20 protein-coding genes are annotated in these 19,608 nt (G+C 63.3%); 12 read left to right on the plus strand and 8 right to left on the minus strand.

Features of this window, described 5'->3' with window-relative positions; translation table 11 throughout:
• Positions 1-81: 81 nt before the first annotated feature.
• The gene (locus tag HX866_RS14020) at positions 82-891 is read right to left on the minus strand and encodes a sulfite exporter TauE/SafE family protein (RefSeq protein ID WP_177092341.1); all 810 of its coding nucleotides are present in this window, start codon (positions 889-891) and stop codon (positions 82-84) included.
• A gap of 109 nt (positions 892-1,000) precedes the next feature.
• Here HX866_RS14020 and HX866_RS14025 point away from each other — a divergent pair, with 109 nt between their 5' ends.
• The 3 genes from HX866_RS14025 to HX866_RS14035 are packed head-to-tail and all read left to right on the plus strand — an operon-like array spanning position 1,001 to position 4,016.
• Complete coding sequence (locus tag HX866_RS14025) at positions 1,001-1,777, plus strand: AraC family transcriptional regulator (protein ID WP_177140008.1); 777 nt, start codon at positions 1,001-1,003, stop codon at positions 1,775-1,777.
• A 26-nt stretch (positions 1,778-1,803) separates the two neighbouring features.
• Positions 1,804-3,048, plus strand: coding sequence for a cytosine deaminase (codA, locus tag HX866_RS14030; protein ID WP_177124511.1), 1,245 nt, complete (start codon positions 1,804-1,806; stop codon positions 3,046-3,048).
• Complete coding sequence (locus HX866_RS14035) at positions 3,045-4,016, plus strand: hypothetical protein (protein ID WP_177140009.1); 972 nt, start codon at positions 3,045-3,047, stop codon at positions 4,014-4,016. Before codA ends, HX866_RS14035 begins: the two co-directional genes overlap by 4 nt.
• 6 nt (positions 4,017-4,022) lie before the next feature.
• Here the strand turns inward: HX866_RS14035 and HX866_RS14040 are convergent, their stop codons facing one another.
• The 4 genes from HX866_RS14040 to HX866_RS14055 all read right to left on the minus strand — a co-directional run bounded on the left by HX866_RS14040 (position 4,023) and on the right by HX866_RS14055 (position 8,625).
• A complete protein-coding gene (locus tag HX866_RS14040; protein WP_177124513.1) occupies positions 4,023-4,601 on the minus strand; it encodes a hypothetical protein in 579 nt (192 codons plus the stop codon).
• 184 nt (positions 4,602-4,785) lie between these two features.
• Positions 4,786-5,778: a diaminopimelate epimerase gene (locus tag HX866_RS14045; RefSeq protein WP_177140010.1), complete on the minus strand. Its 993-nt coding sequence runs from the start codon at positions 5,776-5,778 to the stop codon at positions 4,786-4,788.
• Between the two features lie 110 nt (positions 5,779-5,888).
• Positions 5,889-7,241 carry a glucarate dehydratase gene (gudD, locus tag HX866_RS14050; protein ID WP_177140011.1) on the minus strand — a complete coding sequence of 451 codons (1,353 nt, stop codon included), beginning with the start codon at positions 7,239-7,241 and terminating at the stop codon, positions 5,889-5,891.
• A gap of 28 nt (positions 7,242-7,269) precedes the next feature.
• Positions 7,270-8,625, minus strand: a complete 1,356-nt coding sequence (locus tag HX866_RS14055) for an MFS transporter (protein WP_177140012.1) — start codon at positions 8,623-8,625, stop codon at positions 7,270-7,272.
• 352 nt (positions 8,626-8,977) lie between these two features.
• Here HX866_RS14055 and HX866_RS14060 point away from each other — a divergent pair, with 352 nt between their 5' ends.
• Positions 8,978-9,694 (plus strand): FadR/GntR family transcriptional regulator, encoded by a 717-nt coding sequence (locus HX866_RS14060; protein WP_177140013.1) that lies wholly within the window; start codon positions 8,978-8,980, stop codon positions 9,692-9,694.
• A gap of 151 nt (positions 9,695-9,845) precedes the next feature.
• On the opposite strand, the gene HX866_RS14065 is transcribed toward HX866_RS14060, so the two are convergent.
• Both HX866_RS14065 and HX866_RS14070 read right to left on the minus strand, forming a co-directional pair.
• Complete coding sequence (locus HX866_RS14065; protein ID WP_177092350.1) at positions 9,846-10,385, minus strand: cytochrome b; 540 nt, start codon at positions 10,383-10,385, stop codon at positions 9,846-9,848.
• Entirely contained in the window at positions 10,382-11,461 is a 1,080-nt protein-coding gene (locus tag HX866_RS14070; protein WP_177100383.1) for a catalase family peroxidase, read from the minus strand. Before HX866_RS14070 ends, HX866_RS14065 begins: the two co-directional genes overlap by 4 nt.
• A 185-nt stretch (positions 11,462-11,646) precedes the next feature.
• Between HX866_RS14070 and HX866_RS14075 the strand changes: the two genes are divergently transcribed.
• A complete protein-coding gene (locus HX866_RS14075) occupies positions 11,647-12,153 on the plus strand; it encodes an RNA polymerase sigma factor (RefSeq protein ID WP_177092352.1) in 507 nt (168 codons plus the stop codon).
• Positions 12,150-12,899: an anti-sigma factor family protein gene (locus HX866_RS14080; protein WP_177092353.1), complete on the plus strand. Its 750-nt coding sequence runs from the start codon at positions 12,150-12,152 to the stop codon at positions 12,897-12,899. The genes HX866_RS14075 and HX866_RS14080 overlap by 4 nt, the downstream gene beginning before the upstream one ends.
• 21 nt (positions 12,900-12,920) lie before the next feature.
• Here the strand turns inward: HX866_RS14080 and HX866_RS14085 are convergent, their stop codons facing one another.
• A complete protein-coding gene (locus tag HX866_RS14085) occupies positions 12,921-13,754 on the minus strand; it encodes an IclR family transcriptional regulator (RefSeq protein ID WP_177092354.1) in 834 nt (277 codons plus the stop codon).
• 246 nt (positions 13,755-14,000) lie between these two features.
• Here HX866_RS14085 and HX866_RS14090 point away from each other — a divergent pair, with 246 nt between their 5' ends.
• The 6 genes from HX866_RS14090 to HX866_RS14115 all read left to right on the plus strand — a co-directional run bounded on the left by HX866_RS14090 (position 14,001) and on the right by HX866_RS14115 (position 19,594).
• On the plus strand, positions 14,001-15,029 hold the full coding sequence (locus HX866_RS14090; RefSeq protein WP_177140014.1) for an ABC transporter ATP-binding protein: 1,029 nt from the start codon (positions 14,001-14,003) through the stop codon (positions 15,027-15,029).
• The gene (locus HX866_RS14095; RefSeq protein WP_121138463.1) at positions 15,026-15,901 is read left to right on the plus strand and encodes an ABC transporter permease; all 876 of its coding nucleotides are present in this window, start codon (positions 15,026-15,028) and stop codon (positions 15,899-15,901) included. The genes HX866_RS14090 and HX866_RS14095 overlap by 4 nt, the downstream gene beginning before the upstream one ends.
• Positions 15,902-16,696 carry an ABC transporter permease gene (locus tag HX866_RS14100; RefSeq protein WP_177092356.1) on the plus strand — a complete coding sequence of 265 codons (795 nt, stop codon included), beginning with the start codon at positions 15,902-15,904 and terminating at the stop codon, positions 16,694-16,696.
• A gap of 7 nt (positions 16,697-16,703) precedes the next feature.
• Entirely contained in the window at positions 16,704-16,994 is a 291-nt protein-coding gene (locus tag HX866_RS14105; protein WP_177140015.1) for a (2Fe-2S)-binding protein, read from the plus strand.
• 132 nt (positions 16,995-17,126) lie between these two features.
• Entirely contained in the window at positions 17,127-18,482 is a 1,356-nt protein-coding gene (locus HX866_RS14110; RefSeq protein WP_177092358.1) for an FAD/NAD(P)-dependent oxidoreductase, read from the plus strand.
• Positions 18,479-19,594 (plus strand): NAD(P)/FAD-dependent oxidoreductase, encoded by a 1,116-nt coding sequence (locus HX866_RS14115; RefSeq protein ID WP_177092359.1) that lies wholly within the window; start codon positions 18,479-18,481, stop codon positions 19,592-19,594. The genes HX866_RS14110 and HX866_RS14115 overlap by 4 nt, the downstream gene beginning before the upstream one ends.
• Positions 19,595-19,608: the final 14 nt, after the last annotated feature.

Raw genomic sequence — 19,608 nt, forward strand, 5'->3', positions numbered from 1 at the left:
CGCGAGCAAGCTCGCTCCTACAGGGGACCGTGGCAGCACGATGCTTTTGTGGTGAGACGCGATCCTGTGGGAACTGTGTTCCTACTTCAAGACCATCGCCAATAGCACACACATTAGCAACACGATATAGACCCGGGCATGCAGCCGGTCAGGAATACGCCCGATCAACGGCGTTGCCAGGCGGATACCGAGCAACGATCCCAAAATCAACAACGCAAATGCCCGCAGATCCACATAACCGGCATACCAGGCGCCCAACTCAATCTGGCGAACGCCGGCCATCAAGACATAAGTCAGCGTCCCGACCACCGCCACCGGCACGCTCAACGGATTGGCCATGGCCGTTGCCAGGCTCATGCTCAGGCCGCTGCGCCGCAACAGCGGTACCGTCATGACGCTGCCACCCACACCGAGAAAGGTCGCCACGGCACCAATCAGCAAACCACCGCCCACCGTGACGACCGGCTTGAGCGGTTGCGCCAAACCCGTCGCGCCCTGCTGCATAAACCCGCGCCTCGCCAGACAATCAACGATAGTCAGTGCCAGGTAAGCAATAAAGGCCCAACGCAGCGCCCCACTGCTGACCCCACTGGCCAACACCGCCCCCAATACCGAGCCCAGCCCGATAAACCCCGCCAGGGGCCAGATATAGGCGCGCCGCAGATTACCGGCGCGTCGGTGCTTGCCCGTGGCGATCAAGGCATTGACGATCATCACGCAGGTCGAGGTCGCCACGGCGATCTGCATCGCCGCCGCGCTGATCACCGGATCCGGGCTGCCGCTCAGGGTCCAGTACAACAACGGCACCACGACAAAACCGCCGCCAAAACCGAACAGCACGGTGGTCACCCCGGCCAGTCCGCCAAACAGTGCCAATACGCCATAAAGCATCACGTCAGGTCCTTTCAGGAAGAGAGACCTGCACCTTAAGCAACGGGCACTTGGCGCGCTTACGCAAGTCCGTCAATACTATTTGCGATTCGGCCAGATAAAGACTGCCATGCGCAACACCCCACTCACCCCGTTCGATCACCTGCCCCAGGCCGTGATCGCCATCGGCACCGATTACCCCCACGGACACCTGCTGGCCCGCCACCAACACCGTCGAGCACAAGTGCTCTATGGCGCCACGGGGGTCATGCATGTGCTCACCGACGACGGCAACTGGATCGTCCCGCCCCAGCGTGCGGTGTGGATTCCCCCCGGTGTGCCCCATCAGGTGCTGATGCTCGGTGTCAGCACCCGCAGCCTGTACATCGAGCCCGCTGCCGTCCGTGACATGAGCCAGGCCTGCCAGGTGCTGGAAGTCTCGGCCCTGCTGCGGCAATTGCTGATCTCGGCCGTCGACATGCCGGTGGACTATGACGCACAGGGCCGCGATGGCACGCTGATCACGCTGTTGCTGCATGAGCTGGCCAGCGCCAATACCCTGCCGTTGCATATCCCGCTGCCCCAGGACCCACGCCTGCTCCCACTCTGCCAGGCTTTCGTCGAGCAAGCGGATATCCGCCAGTCGCCCCAGGCCTGGGCTGATCGCCTGCACATGAGCCTGCGCAGTTTCACACGACTGTTCCAGGAGCAAACGGCCCTGAGCTTTTCCCAATGGCGACAACGTGTCTGTGTGGTCCTGGCCCTGGCCCGACTGACCAGCGGCGAATCGGTGACGCACATTGCCCTGGACTTCGGCTACCAAAGCCCGGCGGCCTTCTCGACCATGTTCCGGCGAGTTATGGGGAGATCTCCGAGCAGTTTCCTGCACACTTCGGATACCTTATGACGACACGTACGACAAGGACCCCGCCCATGCATATCCTCAACGCCAAGCTGCGTCACCGCGAAGGCCTGTATGACCTGCATCTGGAACACGCACGGATCGCCAGTATCACCCGACAAACCGGCCCGTTGAGCGCCGACCCGGACGACCTCGACGCCCAGGGCAAGCTGGTCGTCCCGCCGTTCGTCGAACCGCATATCCACCTCGACGCCACCCTCACCGCCGGCGAACCGCGCTGGAACATGAGCGGTACCCTGTTCGAAGGCATCGAGTGCTGGGGCGAACGCAAGGCCACCATCACCCACGACGACACCAAGACCCGCGCGAAAAAAACCATCCGCAGCCTCGCCGCCCATGGCATCCAGCATGTGCGGACCCATGTCGACGTCACCGATCCGCAACTGACCGCGCTCAAGGCCATGCTCGAAGTGCGCGAGGAAACCCGCCACCTGATCGACCTGCAGATCGTCGCGTTCCCCCAGGAAGGCATCGAGTCCTATCGCAATGGCCGGGAACTGATGGTCGAGGCGATCAACCTCGGCGCCGATGTGGTGGGCGGTATTCCGCATTTCGAGTACACCCGGGACCAGGGCGTCTCCTCGGTGAAATTCCTGATGGACCTGGCGGAAAAAACCGGCTGCCTGGTAGATGTGCACTGCGACGAAACCGACGACCCGCACTCACGCTTCCTCGAAGTGCTGGCCGAAGAAGCCCGCAGCCGCGACATGGGTTCACGGGTGAGCGCCAGCCACACCACGGCCATGGGCTCCTACGACAACGCCTACTGCGCCAAACTGTTCCGCCTGCTGAAGGCCTCGGGGATCAGCTTTGTGTCCTGCCCCACCGAGAGCATTCACCTCCAGGGGCGTTTCGATAACTTCCCGAAACGCCGGGGCGTGACCCGGGTCAACGAGTTGCTGGACGCCGGGATGAACGTCTGTTTCGGCCAGGACTCGATCGTCGACCCCTGGTATCCGTTGGGCAACGGCAACATCCTGCGGGTACTGGAGGCCGGGCTGCATATCTGCCATATGCTCGGCTATCGCAACCTGCAAAACGCGCTGGACCTGGTCACCGACAACAGTGCCAAGGCCATGGCCCTGGGCGAGCGCTACGGACTGGAAGTCGGACGCCCGGCCAATCTACTGATCCTCTCGGCGGACAGTGACTACGAGATGATCCGCAGCCAGGGCTTGCCGCTGTATTCGATCCGTGACGGCAAGGTCCTGGTGAAACGCGAGCCGGCGCAGTTGCAATGGCAGGAGCCGGCATGAAATTCGACAAGGCCTATTGCGTCAGCCTCGACGAAAAACTGACGATCTATGACGTCCGCGACCTGAACTTCGATGAGACGGTGGAGTTCGATTCGGCCCAGGAAAGCTTCCAGTGCCCGAACGATGCCTGCCGTGCGGCCTTCGACGGCAAAAACCGGCTCACCACCTACAACGCCAGCAACCCGCGCTTCAAACGGACCCCGCACTTCAAGAACATGCCCAGCACCCGGCACCTGGCGGACTGCCCGTTCCTGAGCGTGGAAACCGCACCGGGCGTGCTCGATCCGGAACACCCGCTGGACGAGATCGAAGGTGAACAGAACTTCCCGGTCGAACTGCTGCTGACCCGCCGCACCTACGTGCGAAAAACGCCGACCGCTAGCGACACCCGTCCGCCGCAGCCGCCAGCAGACCCAACGCCAGCCCCCAGCGCCGTCCACGCCGCCGAGGACGCCAAGGCTGCACCGAACCGCACCAGCGTGTTCGCCCATCCGGTAGAGTGCTTCGTCTCCAACCACGCCAACAAGGACTTGCTCAAACGCATGCCCCTGACCATTGGCGAGCTGACCCTGAACTACAACGCCTTCTTCAAGAAGGTCGAGTACTGCCAGGACCGCCAGGGCCTGATCTACTGGGGCAAGATCAAGGAGATCAAGGACTACAAGACCAGCTTCAGCGTGGTCTTCGACAAACCGCTGTGGGCCGACAAAAAGCGTTACTCGATCAATGTCTACCTGAGCAAAAGCCTGATCGAGAACTACCGCCAGCGCACGGTGTTCCTGGACGAGATCCACCGCGTCATCGAACAGACCGAAGACCTGTATTGCTTCTTCTACGGTGTCACGCCGCAATTGAAGCAAGTGCCGAGCAAGAAAAACCCGGAGCAGACCTTCAGTGTGTTCAGTTGTGAAATCGACAACCTGGATCACTTCCTGATTCGCGAGGCGCCAGGGCTCGACGCCCCTTGAGTCGGCTCAGTCGGCCGCGCCGGAACGCGCGGTCGCGGCACCGGCCCACTGGTAGGTTTTATGGGCGGCGCAACGGGTATCACTGGCCACCGAGCGGTCGAATACGAACTCGAACGTCACCGCCCCCTGATAATCCGTGCGCACGATCCGGTTGACGTCGAGCAGGTGCCAACTGCCATCCTGGCGCATGGTGTCCGGCGAGCGGTAGGGATCACTGGCCCGGACCACGCCCTGTTTGTTCAAAGTGTCCAGGTGAAAGTTCACATTGGCCTTGTTGCCGCCGCTCTGGCCGCTGCTGCGAACAATCCGGTACCTCACCGCACTGACATCGAAATAAGCCGTGTTGCCCGCAGAGGCGAACACTACCCTGGCCTCGAGTTCGCCCCTGAAGCGGCCCACCGAGCATGAAAAATAATCGGTGCGACTGCCCTCCAGCAGTTCCGCCGGACTGGACTCAACCGCATCGGTACTGGTTTTCTTATCGCTGATAGCCGGCTCGGACACCGGGTAAGCACTCGTGGAGCCGGTGCTGAACACAAGCCCGGCGCACACCAGCGCACCGAATAAACCTTTAACTGCTCTCATCGTAAATTCCATTTATACGAGTCGAAAACTCGCGCCCGCACTCACGGGCCGATCAGGGCAAGGCGCTCGTCAGCCTTCAACCCCTGCCACTTATCAAGCCAAAACCGCCTGGACCGAACAAGGGCGCAACGGACCTGCGCAGGGGGTGTTTTTTCTGCTCATGGTGTCGGCAGCGAGCCGAGCTTCAGGACTGACGCCGGGCCGTGCCAAACAGATGGACACTTTGCAACTCATCCGCCAGCGCCACCAGGCGGATCGGCGCCGTACCGCCCGGCATGCTGATCCGGACCTCACCGGCCTCGACCCAACCGACCCGCCAGGCTGCACAAGCCACCGCACTGGCACTGGTGCCGGAAGACGCCGTCGGTCCTTCGCCACGTTCAAACACCCGGGCCTGCACATGCCCTGGCGCCACCCGGGTCGCCCATTGCAGGTTCACCCCCGCCGCACAGGGCTCGCCAGCACCGCTCGGAGGCGCAAAGGCGATCCGGGTAAGGCCAGGCTCCAGCGCCGGCTCGCCCATCTGTGGGTTGCTCGGCAACAACGCCGGCGACTCGACCAGGGTGACGCAATGCGGATTGCCGATGCGCACGAACTGGCTGCGCTGCCAGGCGCTGTTCAAACCCGACAACTGCGTGACATGACTTAGCTTGCGACCGTTCAATTCAGCCTCTGCAACACCCAGGGCAGACACCGCCTCCGGACCGAACGCCGGTTTTCCCAGGTCCAGCCAGAATCCCTGTTGCTCCTCGACCTGCGCCGGCTCGACCGAAGTGGCGACAGGAGAGAGACCACCCGGCTGATCGTGATGGACCCGCAACAGACAAGCGCCCTGAACCGGCATCAAGCCCTGCTCGGTCAGCGCCTGGGCAAAAATCGTCAAGCCGTTGCCGCTGCGCTCGGCCAGGGTGCCGTCGGTATTGATGATCAACAGGTCGAACGGTGCTTGCGCCTGGAACGGCCCCACCAGCAAACCATCGGAACGATGGTGTTTGCCTCCTCGCCCAGGCGCCTGCGCGCCCCAGCCACAGAGCGCCTCCACCGCCTCAAGCGCCCAGGATTGGCGCAGCAGCGCCGCCTGTGCGGCATTCGCCGGCACGTCCAGACCGAGCCCACGCACTTCAGCGGGGCTCGCCACGGCATAGATATTCCCACGGGCATCGTAAAACGTCGGCATACACCCTCTCTGGAGCCGTCCTCTCAAGCCCACCACTGTAGTGGCAAGTTGCGGTGCGCGTCGACGGCGAGCAGATCGGCGCCGTGACGCCGTTCAGCCCCGAACAGGTCTCAGCGCACCAGGCACGGGCGCTTGTTGTTGAACGACCAGCCGGGAATCAGGAACTGCATCGCCACGGCGTCGTCGCGGGCGCCGAGGCCCATGTTCTTGTAGCACTCATGGGCCTTGGCCACCGCATCCATATCCAGTTCGATGCCCAGCCCGGGCTTTTGCGGGACCTGGATAAAACCGTCGACAATCTGCAACGGCTCCCTGGTCAGGCCCTGGCCGTCCTGCCAGATCCAGTGGGTGTCGATGGCGGTGATTTCACCCGGCGCGGCAGCGGCCACATGGGTGAACATCGCCAGGGAAATATCGAAGTGGTTGTTGGAGTGCGAACCCCAGGTCAGGCCCCATTCGTGGCACATCTGCGCGACCCGCACCGAGCCCTGCATGGTCCAGAAATGCGGGTCGGCCAGGGGAATGTCGACGGCGTGCAATTGAATCGCATGGCCCATTTCGCGCCAGTCGGTGGCAATCATATTGGTTGCCGTCGGCAGGCCCGTGGCCCGACGAAATTCGGCCATGACCTCGCGCCCCGAGTAGCCGTTCTCGGCACCGCAAGGGTCCTCGGCGTAAGCCAGCACCCCATGCTTGTCGCGGCACAGGGCAATCGCTTCCTTGAGCGACCAGGCACCGTTGGGGTCCAGGGTGATCCGCGCCTCGGGGAAGCGCTCGGCCAAGGCGGTCACCGCTTCCATTTCCTCGGCGCCACTGAGCACGCCGCCCTTGAGCTTGAAGTCATTGAAGCCATAACGCGCCTGGGCGGCTTCGGCCAGTTTGACGATGGCCTCGGGGGTCATCGCCTGTTCATGACGCAGGCGGAACCAGGCGTCATCCGCCTCGGCTTCGTGTCGATAGGCCAGGTCGGTCTTGCCGCGATCACCGATGTAGAAGAGATAACCCAGCACCTTCACCGCATCGCGCTGCTGCCCCTCACCCAGCAAGGCCGCCACCGGCACACCGAGAAACTGGCCGAGCAGGTCCAGCAGCGCGGCTTCCAGGGCCGTCACCGCATGAATGGTGATCCGCAGGTCGAAGGTCTGCTGGCCGCGCCCGCCGGCATCGCGCTCGGCGAAAGTGCGGCGCACCTCGTTGAGCAGCTTCTGGTAGTTGCCGATGGACTGCCCCAGCAACAGCGCGCGGGCGTCCTCCAGGGTCGCGCGGATGCGCTCGCCGCCGGGCACTTCACCGACGCCGGTGCGACCACTGCTATCGCTGATGATCACGATATTGCGGGTGAAAAACGGGCCATGGGCACCGCTCAGGTTCAGCAGCATGCTGTCGTGGCCGGCCACCGGAATGACCTGCAAAGCGGTGATGACGGGGGCCTGTCCGGCCGCGTGCGAAGTGTTGGTCGTCATGATTCGTACCTGTGTTCAACCGCAGTATTCAATGGGATTTGTTCAGGACCGGGCTGGCAGCACCCGGTGATGCAGGAGTCGATTTGGGCTGGGTGCGGGCAAAGAACACCAGGATCGAGGCGATCACCGAGGCCGCCGCCAGGCCGTACAAACCGCCCTGGATCGAACCGGTGTGCTCCTCCAGCCAGCCGAAGGTCGTCGGCGCGACAAAACCGCCGAGGTTACCCGTGGAGTTGATCAGGGCGATCACCGCCGCGGCGATCCGCGCATCCAGGTAAGCCTGGGGAATCGGCCAGAACAGCGACGACGCGGACTTGAAACCGATGGCGGCGAAGCACACCGCGACAAAGGCGAAAATCGGCCCGCCAGTGGTGGACATGAACATCCCCAACGCCGCGATCAGCAGTGCCGAGGCAACCCAGGCCTGCTGATGTTTCCACTTGCCCGAGGCCGCCGCGAAGGCATACATGGCGATGATCGAGATCAGCCAGGGAATCGAGTTGAAGAAGCCCACCTGCAGGTCGCTGAGCTGGCCCATCTTCTTGATGATGCTCGGCAGCCAGAAGGTGGCGGCATAGATGGTCAACTGGATGCAGAAATACAGCACGCAGAACAGCAGGATCTGGCGGTCCTTGAGCAAACTCCAGATCGACGGCTTGACCGGCATCGACATATCGCGCTGCTGCTGTTCGTCCTCGATGACCTGCACCAGCCGTTGTTGTTCGGCGACGCTCAGCCACTTGGCGTCCTTGGGTGAGGAATCGAGCCAGAACCAGGTGAAGCCGCAGAGCACCACCGAGGCCAGCCCTTCGATGATGAACATCCACTGCCAGCCGTGCCAGCCGAAGCCTTCGATCTGCAACAGGGCCCCGGACAGCGGACCGGAAATCAGCGAGGCCACGGCCGAGCCGCTAAGGAAGATGGCAATCGCCTTGCCACGCTCCACCCCTGGCAGCCAGCGGGTGAAGTAGTAGATCACCCCGGGAAAGAACCCGGCTTCGGCGACACCCAGCAGGAAACGCAGGATATAGAAGTGGGTTTCGTTCTGGACAAAGGCCATCGCCGTGGCAACCAACCCCCAGGTGAACATGATGCGTGTCAGCCAGAGCCGCGCGCCGACCTTCTGCAAGAGGATATTGGAGGGCACTTCGAACAGCGCATAACCGATGAAGAACAGTCCGGCACCAAAACCGTAGGCGGCAGCGCCGATCCCCAGGTCATGTTCCAGGTGCGTGCGCACGAAACCGATGTTCACCCGGTCGATGTAGTTGACGATAAACATGATGACGAACAGCGGCAGCACATGGCGCTTGACCTTCGCCACGGCGACGGCCAGCAGGGAATCGCGTTCCGCTGCGGCGGACGGATCTAGAGTGTTGTTCACGACAGGTCTCCCACGGGTTATTTTTGTGTGCGGGGGTGCTGGATCAGACGAGCCAGTCGACAGTCATCATACGAGTAGAAAAATAGCTCAACAAGTGCTTCTGCGGTGATTTTCAGGGAAAAATTGCCGATTCCAAACGTAAAATCACTCAATAAAATATCTATATATTTGATTTATAAGTATTTTTATAAAATTAAAAATACCCAATAAAATCATTCGCGGCTGTTTGATCAACGTCATTGATCGGAATCATCCGTTCTCGACTTCAACTTGTCATACATGCTGGTGACTGTGGCTACGCCTCTTGTCATACGAGTGTTAAGCTTTGCCCTCGCCCCTGCGTGACACGCCCATGAATACTGAAACCCGTCCCAGCGCGCCACGGCGCAAACGCAGCCCCAACCTGGCCCATGACCTGGTTGATCACCTGACCCAGCAGATTCGCCTGGGGCATTTGCAACCGGGAGACAAGCTGCCGTCGGAAAGTGCCATCGTGTCCGAGCACAAGGTCAGCCGTACGGTGGTGCGCGAAGCGATTTCCAAGTTGCAGGCGGCGGGCTGGGTGGAAACCCATCATGGTGTCGGCAGTTTCGTGCTGGAACGCCAGGAGCCCCACGGTTTGCGCCTGAATGTGGAAACCGCGTTGAGCGTGCGCGATCTGCTGGAGCTGCGCCTGGGCCTGGAAACCCAGGCTGCGGCGCTGGCGGCACGGCGGCGTAGCGACACGCATCTGCAGCAGATGCGTGCGGCGCTGGACGAGTATCGGAGCTTGCTGGCCAACAACGACAGTTGCGTGGCCGCCGACCAGCGTTTTCATCTGCTGATCGCAGAAGCCACCGGCAATGCCTACTTTTCCGAGATCCTGCTGCACCTGGGCAGCTCGATGATTCCGCGTACCCGGGTGCCGGGAGCGGAGCGCGGCGATGCCGACCTGGTGCAACTGGGCCAACTCGCCAGCCTGGAGCACGAGGCGATCCTGAACGCCATCCGCCGCCAGGACCCGGATGCGGCGCGGGCAGCGATGTGGACGCACCTGAGCAACAGCCGCGAACGTTTCTCCCGCGAATAGCCCGCCCTTAGGGACTCACACTCACTGTAGGAGCGAGCTTGCTCGCGATCAGCCGACAGGCTGAACCTTGAGGTGCCACGCCAATCGCCATCGCCAGCAAGCTGGCTCCTACAGGTCCGTGTCCCGCCGCAAGACTTGGGGCCTGGCGACATCAATCCTTGCCGCGCACCATGCTTTCCAGCACCCCATCCCGACGAATCCAGCCATGGAACAGCGCTGCCGCCAGGTGCATCAACACCGTCAGGAACAACAGATACGCCAGGTACCCATGGGCCTTGCGCAGGAAAGAAAAGACCGTCGGATTGGCCGAAATTATCGACGGCAACCGCAACGACTCACTCAGCATCACCGGATCCCCCGCCGCCGAAATCATCGCCCAACCCAGCAGCGGCAACACCAGCATCAAGGTATACAGCAACACATGGGACAGCTTCGCCGCCAGCACCTGCCAGCCCGGCAAATCATTCGGCAGCGCTGGCTGATGGGTACTGAAACGCACCACCAGACGCACCACCACCAACAGCAGAATCGCGATCCCCAGCGGCTTGTGCAGATGCAGCAACCATTCATGTCGCTCGGACACCGAGGCCGCCATGCCGGCACCGATAAACAGCATCGCCAGGATCATCAGCGCCATCAACCAATGCAGCAGGCGCGCCAGCGGGGCGAAGTGATTCGAAGGGGCGCTCATGGGCGGGACTCCTGTGACGAATGGGCAGCGGGCAAGGAGCCGACTTCACTGGTACGACGCATATAGGAACTGGCATAGGCCGCCGAACGCGCCGCCAGCAGGGGATCGCTCGAGGCTTCGATGCCGCTCGGCAGGATCAACGGGTCGTAGTTGATATCGCGGCAATCGCCGTCGTCCTGGGGCTGGGTGCTTTCCAGCACCAGCGTGCCGGCGTTGAGCACCTTGTGCTCGCCGGTCCATTGCCGACTGGCATCGTCGGTCGGATCACCGGGATTGGCCAGGGTCAGGCGCAGCTGCCATTTCAACGGCCCCGCCGCCAGGCGCTGGGCCAGGTCCTTGGCCAGGAAGTCGGCACCGTCCGGCGCCGTGGCACCCACGGCGTCCTGGCTCAGCGGCACCAGCCCCCAGCGCACGGCCTGGCGCTTTCCGGCCGCGTCAACCAGGTAGAAGGCATTCAGACCGTTATAACTTTCAGTGGCGTAACTGGCCGACGGCTTGGCGGTCTTGACCCATTGCAGGAATGGCAGGGTTTCCGGGTGGCTGGCAAAGAACGCCGCCATGGCCGCCGGGTTCGGCTTGCCGGTGCTCGGGTCGGGTGAAGCGGCCTTGAGTTGCTCGAAGAACGCCTCGGGAGTGCCCACCGGAAACACCGGCATGCTGTTCATCCCGGTACGCCACTGCTGGCCGTTGGCCTGGGTGAAACGCAAGCCGAGGCTGCGAATCGGTACGCTGCTGTCCGGGGCATAGGGATTGCCACTGGGCAAGGCGAAGCGACCTTCCACCGGCACGCTGCCTTCGCGAAAGACCTGGGCGGTGGAATAGGCGCGCGCGGCATCGCTGCTTTCGAAATACCCGGCCACGCACACGCCCTTGGCATGATTGCGCCGGTAGCCGGCATGCACGCCGTTGTTTTTCTCGAAGGTGTTGACGATGCGCCCTGGGGTCAGGCGTCCCGGATCAAGTCGACCGTTGACATAGGCAAAGGCCCCGACCAGGGCCGCGAGCACGGCGGCGATGCCGGCCAGGCGCAAGACCTTGCTCGAACCGCTGAGGGGCGGTGGTGTGTGATCTACCATGAAAAAACTCCAGGGCCTCAGGCGGCCACACGGTGAAGGAGCTATAAGACGAAGGCCGGTCCGGTTTATTCCAGGCCCTCCGATTTATTTTTCGAATATTTATTTTCCAGCCGTTGGAATAACCTTCAAGGCCAGGCGTCTTGCTAGTCCAAGCGTAGTAACGGGTCAAGAACCTGCAGGATTCCATGAACGATCTCGATGAACAGCTACGTGAACTGATCCCGCGGATGCGGCGCTTCGCCGTGTCGCTGACGCGCAACCCCAGCAGCGCCGACGACCTGGTCCAGGCCAGTCTGGAGCGAGCCCTGTCCAGTTGGGGTGAGAAGCGGGCCGAAGGCGACCTGCGCGCCTGGCTGTTCTCGATCCTGTATCGCCAATTCATCGACTCCCACCGCCGCGGCAAGCGTTATGCGCGGATGCTCGAATTCTTTACCGGCCGCGACGACGCCCAGCCCTCGGTGGAACGCACCGTGGTGGCCCAGTCGACCCTGGAAGCCTTCGAGCTGCTGCCCACCGAGCAACGGGCGCTGTTGCTCTGGGTCTCGGTAGAAGGTTTGAGTTATAAGGAGGTCGCCGAGATTCTCGACGTCCCCACCGGCACCGTGATGTCGCGTTTGTCCCGCGCCCGCCAGGCCCTGCGCCAGCTCAGCGAAGGCGAAATCACCAGCCCCTCCCTGCGGATACTGAAATGATCACTATTCCTCCAAGCGAGCGTGACCTGCACGCCTACGTCGATCATCAACTCAGCGACGCCGACCGGCAGATGCTGGAGACGTACCTGGCAAGCAACCCGGAACTGGCTGAACAGGTCCGCGACTGGCAGCGCGATGCCCAGCATCTGCGGGCGGCCCTGGGAGGTGCCTTGCAAATGCCGGCGAACCCGGCGCTGGACCCGGCGATGATTCGCCGGCGTTTGCGCGGCCAGTCCCGTCGCCATCTGGCCAGTGCCGCGATGTTGCTGATTGCCGTGACCCTCGGCGGTGTCAGCGGCTGGCAGGCCCGGCAGATGACCTTCCCGATGCCCGCGCCGATGGCCGATGCGGTGCAGGCCTATCGCATGTTCGCCACCCAGGACATCCTTCCGGCGGACTTCAAGGTTGAGCAGAGCGGCGACCTGCAAGGCTGGCTCGACCGCTACTTCACCCAGGCCAACCGCTTGCCGAACTTGCAGAACGCCGGGTTCAAGCCGGTCAGTGCGCGCTTGCTGAGCACCGAACAGGGCGCGGCGGCCATGGTCTTGTATGAAAACCCGCAAGGGCAGCGGATCAGCTACTACGTAAGGCCACCGGGACCGCAGAACCATCTGCTGGAGCGCGGCGGGCGACGTGACGGCGAGTTGCAGGCCGAGTACTGGTCCGGCAGCGGCTACAACTACGCCATGGTGACCCAGGCGAACAGCCCGGCGGCGCAACTGCTGCAGCAGACGACCCGGTTCTGAGGACTCTCAGGTAGAAAACGGTCATTTCTGCCCGAAAATCTGCGACGGGCGCCGCAACAACGGATCAAACGGATTGATCCGCGGCCCGATCGCCGCCGCCTCGCGCTTGAGCAACTCCACCACCGTCGGCAAACGATCCGGCCCCAGGCGGTCGCTGATGGTGGCAACGCTCAAGGCCGCCACCGCCCGTCCCTCGCGATCCAGGATCGGTACCGCGACCCCCGCCATGCCCTGCAACACCCCGGTGTTGCGACCGGCATAACCGAGCTTGCGCACATTCTCCACCTCCGAACGCAGCAGCACTTCGTCATACAGATGGAAGTCCCGCAGCCGCGGCAGGTTGTAACGGATCACCGTTTCCCGCTCCTCTTCCGGCAGGAACGCAAGGATCGCCAGGCTGCCCTGCCCCACGCCCAGGGCCACGCGCCCACCGATATCGCCGGTAAAGGTGCGGATCGGAAACGGTCCTTCGCTACGGTCCAGGCAGATCGCATCAAAACCGCTGCGGGCCAGCAGGAACAATGAATCCCCTAACGATGCCGACAAGCGCAGCAACGCCGGCCGCACCAGTTCGCGCAGATTGCCGGTCTGCCCGGCCCGGGCCGCGAGGGCAAAAAAATCCAGGCTCAAGCGATAGCGCTTGCTGCGCCCGTCCTGCTCCACCATGCCTTCGTCCACCAGGCTGCGCAGCAAGCGGTGCGTGGTCGGCTGGGACAAACCGACCCGTTCGGCCAGCTGCGTTACCCGTTCGCCGCCCTCCGGCGTCTCCCCCAGGCTGCGCAACACGGCAAACAGCCGCGACACCGCGCTGACACCAACTTCACTTTTCTTATCATTCCGCTCAGTGGAATCCATTGACGGTTTTCTCATCTAAAAATTTATTGAATGAATGAAAGTAAAAATAATCATTCTTTCAGTGAAATTCACTCTTCCGCCCATCCTAGTCTTCGTCCTACTCTGCGTCCACAAGGGGCGATTCGAACAACACCGGTAGCCGACGCACGTCGAGCACCACGCACCCCGGCAATACCCTTTCGTCTCTGCCCATGACAAAAAAAGCGCGCCTCGGCGCGCACAACAACACACAGGTGGAACGCAGTTATGGCCTTTCTACGACTTGAAGGCGTGTGCAAGCGTTATGGAGAGATCGATGCCGTGGTCGCCACGCATCTCTCGGTGGACAAGGGCGAGTTCGTCTCGCTGCTCGGTCCCTCCGGTTGCGGCAAGACCACGACCCTGCAAATGATCGCCGGCTTCGTCGAGGTCAGCGCCGGTGCGATTCTCCTCGACAACCGCGATATCACCCACGCCAAGCCCAGCAGTCGTGGCCTCGGCGTGGTGTTCCAGAGCTACGCGCTGTTTCCCCATATGACCGTCGCGGACAACGTCGCCTTCGGCCTGCGCATGCGCAAAGTGCCGGCCGCCGAAGTGCGCAAACGGGTAGCGACGGTGTTGCAGTTGGTGCGTCTGCACCAGCACGCCGAACGTTATCCCCGCGAGCTGTCCGGCGGCCAACGCCAGCGAGTCGCCCTCGCCCGGGCCCTGGTGATCGAACCGCCCGTGCTGTTGCTCGACGAACCGCTGTCTAACCTCGACGCCAACCTGCGCGAAGAGATGCAGTTCGAGATTCGCCGTATCCAGCGCGAAGTCGGTATCACCACCCTGATGGTCACCCACGACCAGGCCGAGGCGCTGTCCATCAGCGACCGTGTGGTGGTGATGCAGGCCGGGCGCATCACCCAGATCGACGAGCCCTACAAACTCTACGAACACCCACGCACGCGGTTTATTTCCGGCTTCGTCGGCAAGGCCAACCTGCTGCCGGGAGACCTTGATGCCGGCGGCTGCCCGCAAGTACGCCAGCTGCAGGGCGAAGGGGCGCTGACCCTGAGCCTGCGCCCGGAAAAGATCGACCTGCTGGCCGCCGGCAACGGGCGTCTGCCCGGCAAAATCATCAGCCGGTTCTTCCTCGGCAGCCAATGGTTGTACCGGATCGACAGCACAGTCGGCGAGCTCACGGTGGTGCGTCGCAATGACGGTTCGGCGCCGCTGAACGAAGGCACGGTGGTGGGCCTGGATTGGCCGGCCGAGCTGTTGCGGGTGCTGGAGAACAGCGAGGTACCGGCATGAACCTGCTCACGCGGATGCGCCAGGGACGGCGCGGCTACCTGCTGTCGGCACCGGCCTTGCTGCTCTACCTCGGCCTGCTGATCCTGCCGCTGGGCCTGACCGCCGTGCTGTCGTTCAACGTCTTCGATTACCAGACCGGGATCAAGAACGACGCCTACACCCTGGAACACTACGGCGTGCTGTTCAGCGATCCGTATTTCTACGAGATTTTCCTGCGGACCTTCTGGATCAGCGGCCTGACCACCCTGCTCTGCGTGCTGATCGGTGTGCCGGAAGCCTACATCCTCAGTCGCATGGGCACGCCCTGGCGTTCGATCTTCCTGATCCTGATCCTCACCCCGCTGCTGATTTCGGTGGTGGTCCGGGCCTTCGGCTGGAGCCTTTTGCTCGGTGCCGACGGCCTGGTCAACCAAAGCCTGCAAGCCTTCGGCCTGGCGCCGATGAAGCTGCTCTACACGCCCTTCGCGGTGGTGATCGCCCTGGTCCACGTGATGTTGCCGTTCATGATCATCCCGGTCTGGACGTCGTTGCAAAAGCTCGACCCGGCCGCCGAACAGGCCGCGCTGTCCCTCGGTGCCAGCCACACCACGGTGATGCGCCTGGTGGTGTTGCCGCAAGTGATGCCCGGCGTATTGTCCGGCACGCTGATCGTGTTCGGCCTGTCCGCCAGTTCCTTCGCGATTCCCGGCCTGCTCGGCGGACGCCGACTGAAGATGGTCGCGACCCTGGTCTACGACCAGTACCTCTCGGAACTCAACTGGCCGATGGGCGCGGCAATTGCCGTGGTGCTGTTGCTGCTCAACCTGCTGATCATGCTGTCGTGGAACCGGATGATCGAGCGTCGCTACAAGAAATCCCTGGGGGCCGCGTAAATGTCCAGAAACGGCCCGTTGGCCCTGTTTTTCCACAGCCTGATCGTGGTGTTCATGATGGCGCCGCTGGTGGTGGTCTGCCTGGTGGCGTTCACCCCGGAAAACACCCTGAGCCTGCCGACCACGGACTTTTCATTGCGCTGGTTCCGTGCGGTGTTCGAACGTGCGGACTTTGTCCAGGCGTTCTACAACAGCCTGATCCTGGCCTTCAGTGCGGCTAGTCTGGCGACCCTGATCGCCGTGCCGGCAGCCCTGGCGATGACCCGTCATCAGTTCCCCGGGCGGGACTTTCTCAATGGCCTGTTTCTTTCGCCGATCATCATCCCGCACCTGGTGCTCGGGGTGGCGCTGCTGCGGCTGTTCGCTCTGATGGGAGTCAACGGCAGCTTCGCCTGGTTGATCGCCGCCCATGTCCTGGTGATCACGCCTTACGTGCTACGCCTGGTGCTGGCCGCGGCCATCGGTATGGACCGCAGCGCCGAGCAGGCCGCCGAGTCCCTCGGGGCCGGGCGCTTCACCCTGTTCCGCCAGATCACCCTGCCGATGATCCTGCCCGGCGTGGCCGGCGGTTGGTTGCTGGCCTTTATCAACAGCTTCGACGAAGTGACCCTGTCGATCTTCGTCACCTCACCCTCGACCCAGACCCTGCCGGTGCGCATGTACGTGTACGCCACCGAATCCATCGACCCGATGATGGCCGCGGTCTCGGCCCTGGTGATCGCGCTGACCGCGCTGACGATGATTCTGCTCGACCGGGTCTACGGCCTGGACCGGGTCCTGGTAGGCAAACAATGAGGTCGACATGGCGCTGCTGAAACGACTGGCCGAAGGCGAACGCCCGGCCCTGGACTTTACCCTCGACGGCGAGCCGGCCAGGGGTTTGCAGGGCGATACCTTGCTGACCGCGCTGCTTACTGCCGGTGACTATCTGCGCCACAGCGACTTCAGCGGTGAACCCCGCGCCGGATTCTGCCTGATGGGCGCCTGCCAGGATTGCTGGGTCAGATTGGCCGACGGGCGCCGGGTACGGGCCTGTTCGACGATGCTCGAAGCCGGGCAGCAGGTGACTCGGGAAGGGAGAAACACGCCATGACCTACGCAAATTCCACCCCTGTAGGAGCGAGCTTGCTCGCGATGGTGGCCCAGGCACCGCGGAGTACCAGGATACCCGCGTTATCGTTGACGCCCATCGCGAGCAAGCTTGCTCCTACTGGGGGCGTAGTCCATGTCTGAGATCGTTATCGTCGGGGCCGGCCCGGCCGGCATTCGTGCCGCACAAACCCTGGTCGCCCATGGCCTGCGCCCCTGCCTGCTGGATGAAAGCGCGCGCGGCGGCGGGCAGATCTATCGGCGTCAGCCGGAAAATTTCCGCCGTTCGCCGGTGAAGCTCTATGGCTTCGAAGCCCGCAAAGCGGTCGCGATCCATCAGACCCTGGACGGTCTGCGCGAACAACTCGACTACCGGCCCGACACCCTGGTGTGGAACGCCGAGGACGGCGCACTCGACACACTGCAACAAGGTCGAGCCGGCCGCCTGGAATACTCGCAGGTGATTGTTGCCACCGGCGCCACCGACCGGGTGCTACCGATCCCCGGCTGGACCTTGCCCGGCGTCTACAGCCTCGGTGCCGCGCAGATTGCCCTCAAGTATCAGGGCTGTGCCATCGGTCAGCGGGTGGTGTTCACCGGCAGCGGGCCGCTGCTGTATCTGGTGGCCTATCAATACGCCAAGGCCGGGGCGAAGGTGCTGGCGGTGCTCGACAGCTCGCCCTTCAGCGCCCAGTGCCGCGCCCTGCCCGGTTTGCTCAACCAACCACTGACCCTCGCCAAGGGCCTGTATTACCGCGCTTGGCTGACCGCCCATGGCATCCCGGTGCACCAGGACGCCCACCTACTGCAGGTCGACGGCGAACAGAGTGTGCAGTCGTTGCGCTGGCGCCAGGGCGAGGTCCTGCATGCCCTTGATTGCGACGCGCTGGCCTTCGCCCATGGGCTGCGTAGCGAAACCCAATTGGCCGATCTGTTGGGCTGCCACTTCAGCTGGAACCCATTGAATCGTGCCTGGTTACCGGAACGCGACGGCAGCGGGCGCAGCAGTGTGCCGGGGGTCTACCTGGCCGGCGACGGTGCCGGAATTATGGGCGCCGATGCCGCGGAAATGGCCGGCGAACGGGCTGCCCTGGCGCTGTTGGAAGACCTCGGGCGCAGCATTGATCCGCAGCGGACAGGGTTTCTGGAGGCTCACTTGCAACGTATCGGCGCCTTCCGCCAGGGGCTGGAACAGGCCTTTCCCTTCCCCGAGCGCTGGGCCATCGAGGCCCCGGACACGCTGATGCTCTGCCGTTGCGAAGAAGTCAGCGTCGGTGAGGTGCGCGCGGTGGTCCGTGAAGGCCATTGGGAGATCAATCGAGTCAAGGCCCATTGCCGGGTCGGCATGGGCCGCTGCCAGGGCCGGATCTGCGGCTCGGCGGCGGCGGAAATCATCGCCTGCGAAAGCGGCCTGGCCCTGGACAGCATTGGCCGTCTGCGGACCCAGGCACCCATCAAGCCGCTGCCCTTTGGCGTGGAGGTCGCGCCATGATCGAAGTCGAGGTGGTCATTCTCGGTGGCGGCATCGTCGGCGCTTCGGCGGCCCTCGCCTTGAGCCGACAGGGCCGCAGCGTGGCGCTGCTGGAGCGGGACTTTTGCGGCGCCCATTCCAGCGGTGTGAACTACGGCGGTGTGCGCCGCCAGGGCCGGCCACTGTCGCAGTTGCCGCTGTCCCAGCGCGCCCACGGGATCTGGGCGCGCCTGCCGGAACTGATCGGCATTGACGGCGAATACCAGCGTTCAGGGCATCTCAAGCTGGCCCGCAGTCTCGACGACCTGGCCGCTCTGCAAGCCTATGCCGACAGCAGCCAGGGTTTCGGGCTCGACCTGCAAGTGCTGGATCGCGAGCAATTGCGCCGACGTTTTCCCTGGGTCGGCCAGGTCGCCGAGGGCGCCTCCTTCTGCCCCGACGACGGTCATGCCAACCCCCGGCTGGTCTCTCCGGCGTTTGCCCGGGCCGCACGCCTGCGCGGCGCGACGGTGCTGGAACAGAGCGAGGTGACCGCGGTCGAGCATGACGGCCGGCGCTTTGTCCTGCGCACCCAGCAAGGCCTTGAGGTCCGTGCGCCCTGGCTGCTCAATTGCGCCGGCGCCTGGGCCGGCAGTCTCGCCGCGCAATTCGGTGAAGCGGTGCCGATGCATTCCGGTCATCCGGCGATGCTGGTGACCGAACCCTTGCCGCTGGTGATGGACGCCAGCACCGGCGTCGAGGGCGGTGGCATCTATGCCCGCCAGGTCACTCGCGGCAACTGCGTGTTGGGCGGCGGCCAGGGTTTTGCCCTCGACCACGCCCGTGCCCGACCGGGGCAGACCGCCGTGCTCGAGATCCTCCGCCAGGCCGTCGAGCTTTATCCGTTTCTGCAAGGTGCCCAGGCGATTCGAACCTGGAGCGGCACCGAAGGCTACCTGCCCGATCGTCAGCCGGTCATCGGCCCGAGCAGTACCCAACCAGGCCTGCTGCACGCCTTCGGTTTTGCCGGAGCGGGCTTCCAGATCGGTCCGGCGGTGGGTGAAGTCCTGGCCGAACTGGTGTGCCAGGGCCAGTCGTCGACACCGATCGAAGCTTTTTCCATTACCCGTTTCCATGCCACTCCCGCCGTTTGAGCGGGCCATCAGAA

It is taken from the genome of Pseudomonas gingeri, assembly GCF_013386165.1.
Classification (GTDB): domain Bacteria; phylum Pseudomonadota; class Gammaproteobacteria; order Pseudomonadales; family Pseudomonadaceae; genus Aquipseudomonas; species Aquipseudomonas gingeri_C.

Bases quoted from the DNA above. Each gene is read 5' to 3' on its own strand.
- HX866_RS14100 (WP_177092356.1), top strand. From the start codon at position 15,902: ATGTCCAGAAACGGCCCGTTGGCCCTGTTTTTCCACAGCCTGATCGTG.
- HX866_RS14020 (WP_177092341.1), bottom strand. From the start codon at position 891: ATGCTTTATGGCGTATTGGCACTGTTTGGCGGACTGGCCGGGGTGACC.
- HX866_RS14075 (WP_177092352.1), top strand. From the start codon at position 11,647: ATGAACGATCTCGATGAACAGCTACGTGAACTGATCCCGCGGATGCGG.
- HX866_RS14045 (WP_177140010.1), bottom strand. From the start codon at position 5,778: ATGCCGACGTTTTACGATGCCCGTGGGAATATCTATGCCGTGGCGAGC.
- gudD (WP_177140011.1), bottom strand. From the start codon at position 7,241: ATGACGACCAACACTTCGCACGCGGCCGGACAGGCCCCCGTCATCACC.
- HX866_RS14025 (WP_177140008.1), top strand. From the start codon at position 1,001: ATGCGCAACACCCCACTCACCCCGTTCGATCACCTGCCCCAGGCCGTG.
- HX866_RS14085 (WP_177092354.1), bottom strand. From the start codon at position 13,754: ATGGATTCCACTGAGCGGAATGATAAGAAAAGTGAAGTTGGTGTCAGC.
- HX866_RS14090 (WP_177140014.1), top strand. From the start codon at position 14,001: ATGGCCTTTCTACGACTTGAAGGCGTGTGCAAGCGTTATGGAGAGATC.
- codA (WP_177124511.1), top strand. From the start codon at position 1,804: ATGCATATCCTCAACGCCAAGCTGCGTCACCGCGAAGGCCTGTATGAC.
- HX866_RS14070 (WP_177100383.1), bottom strand. From the start codon at position 11,461: ATGGTAGATCACACACCACCGCCCCTCAGCGGTTCGAGCAAGGTCTTG.
- HX866_RS14065 (WP_177092350.1), bottom strand. From the start codon at position 10,385: ATGAGCGCCCCTTCGAATCACTTCGCCCCGCTGGCGCGCCTGCTGCAT.
- HX866_RS14080 (WP_177092353.1), top strand. From the start codon at position 12,150: ATGATCACTATTCCTCCAAGCGAGCGTGACCTGCACGCCTACGTCGAT.
- HX866_RS14095 (WP_121138463.1), top strand. From the start codon at position 15,026: ATGAACCTGCTCACGCGGATGCGCCAGGGACGGCGCGGCTACCTGCTG.
- HX866_RS14115 (WP_177092359.1), top strand. From the start codon at position 18,479: ATGATCGAAGTCGAGGTGGTCATTCTCGGTGGCGGCATCGTCGGCGCT.
- HX866_RS14060 (WP_177140013.1), top strand. From the start codon at position 8,978: ATGAATACTGAAACCCGTCCCAGCGCGCCACGGCGCAAACGCAGCCCC.
- HX866_RS14110 (WP_177092358.1), top strand. From the start codon at position 17,127: ATGTCTGAGATCGTTATCGTCGGGGCCGGCCCGGCCGGCATTCGTGCC.
- HX866_RS14105 (WP_177140015.1), top strand. From the start codon at position 16,704: ATGGCGCTGCTGAAACGACTGGCCGAAGGCGAACGCCCGGCCCTGGAC.
- HX866_RS14035 (WP_177140009.1), top strand. From the start codon at position 3,045: ATGAAATTCGACAAGGCCTATTGCGTCAGCCTCGACGAAAAACTGACG.
- HX866_RS14040 (WP_177124513.1), bottom strand. From the start codon at position 4,601: ATGAGAGCAGTTAAAGGTTTATTCGGTGCGCTGGTGTGCGCCGGGCTT.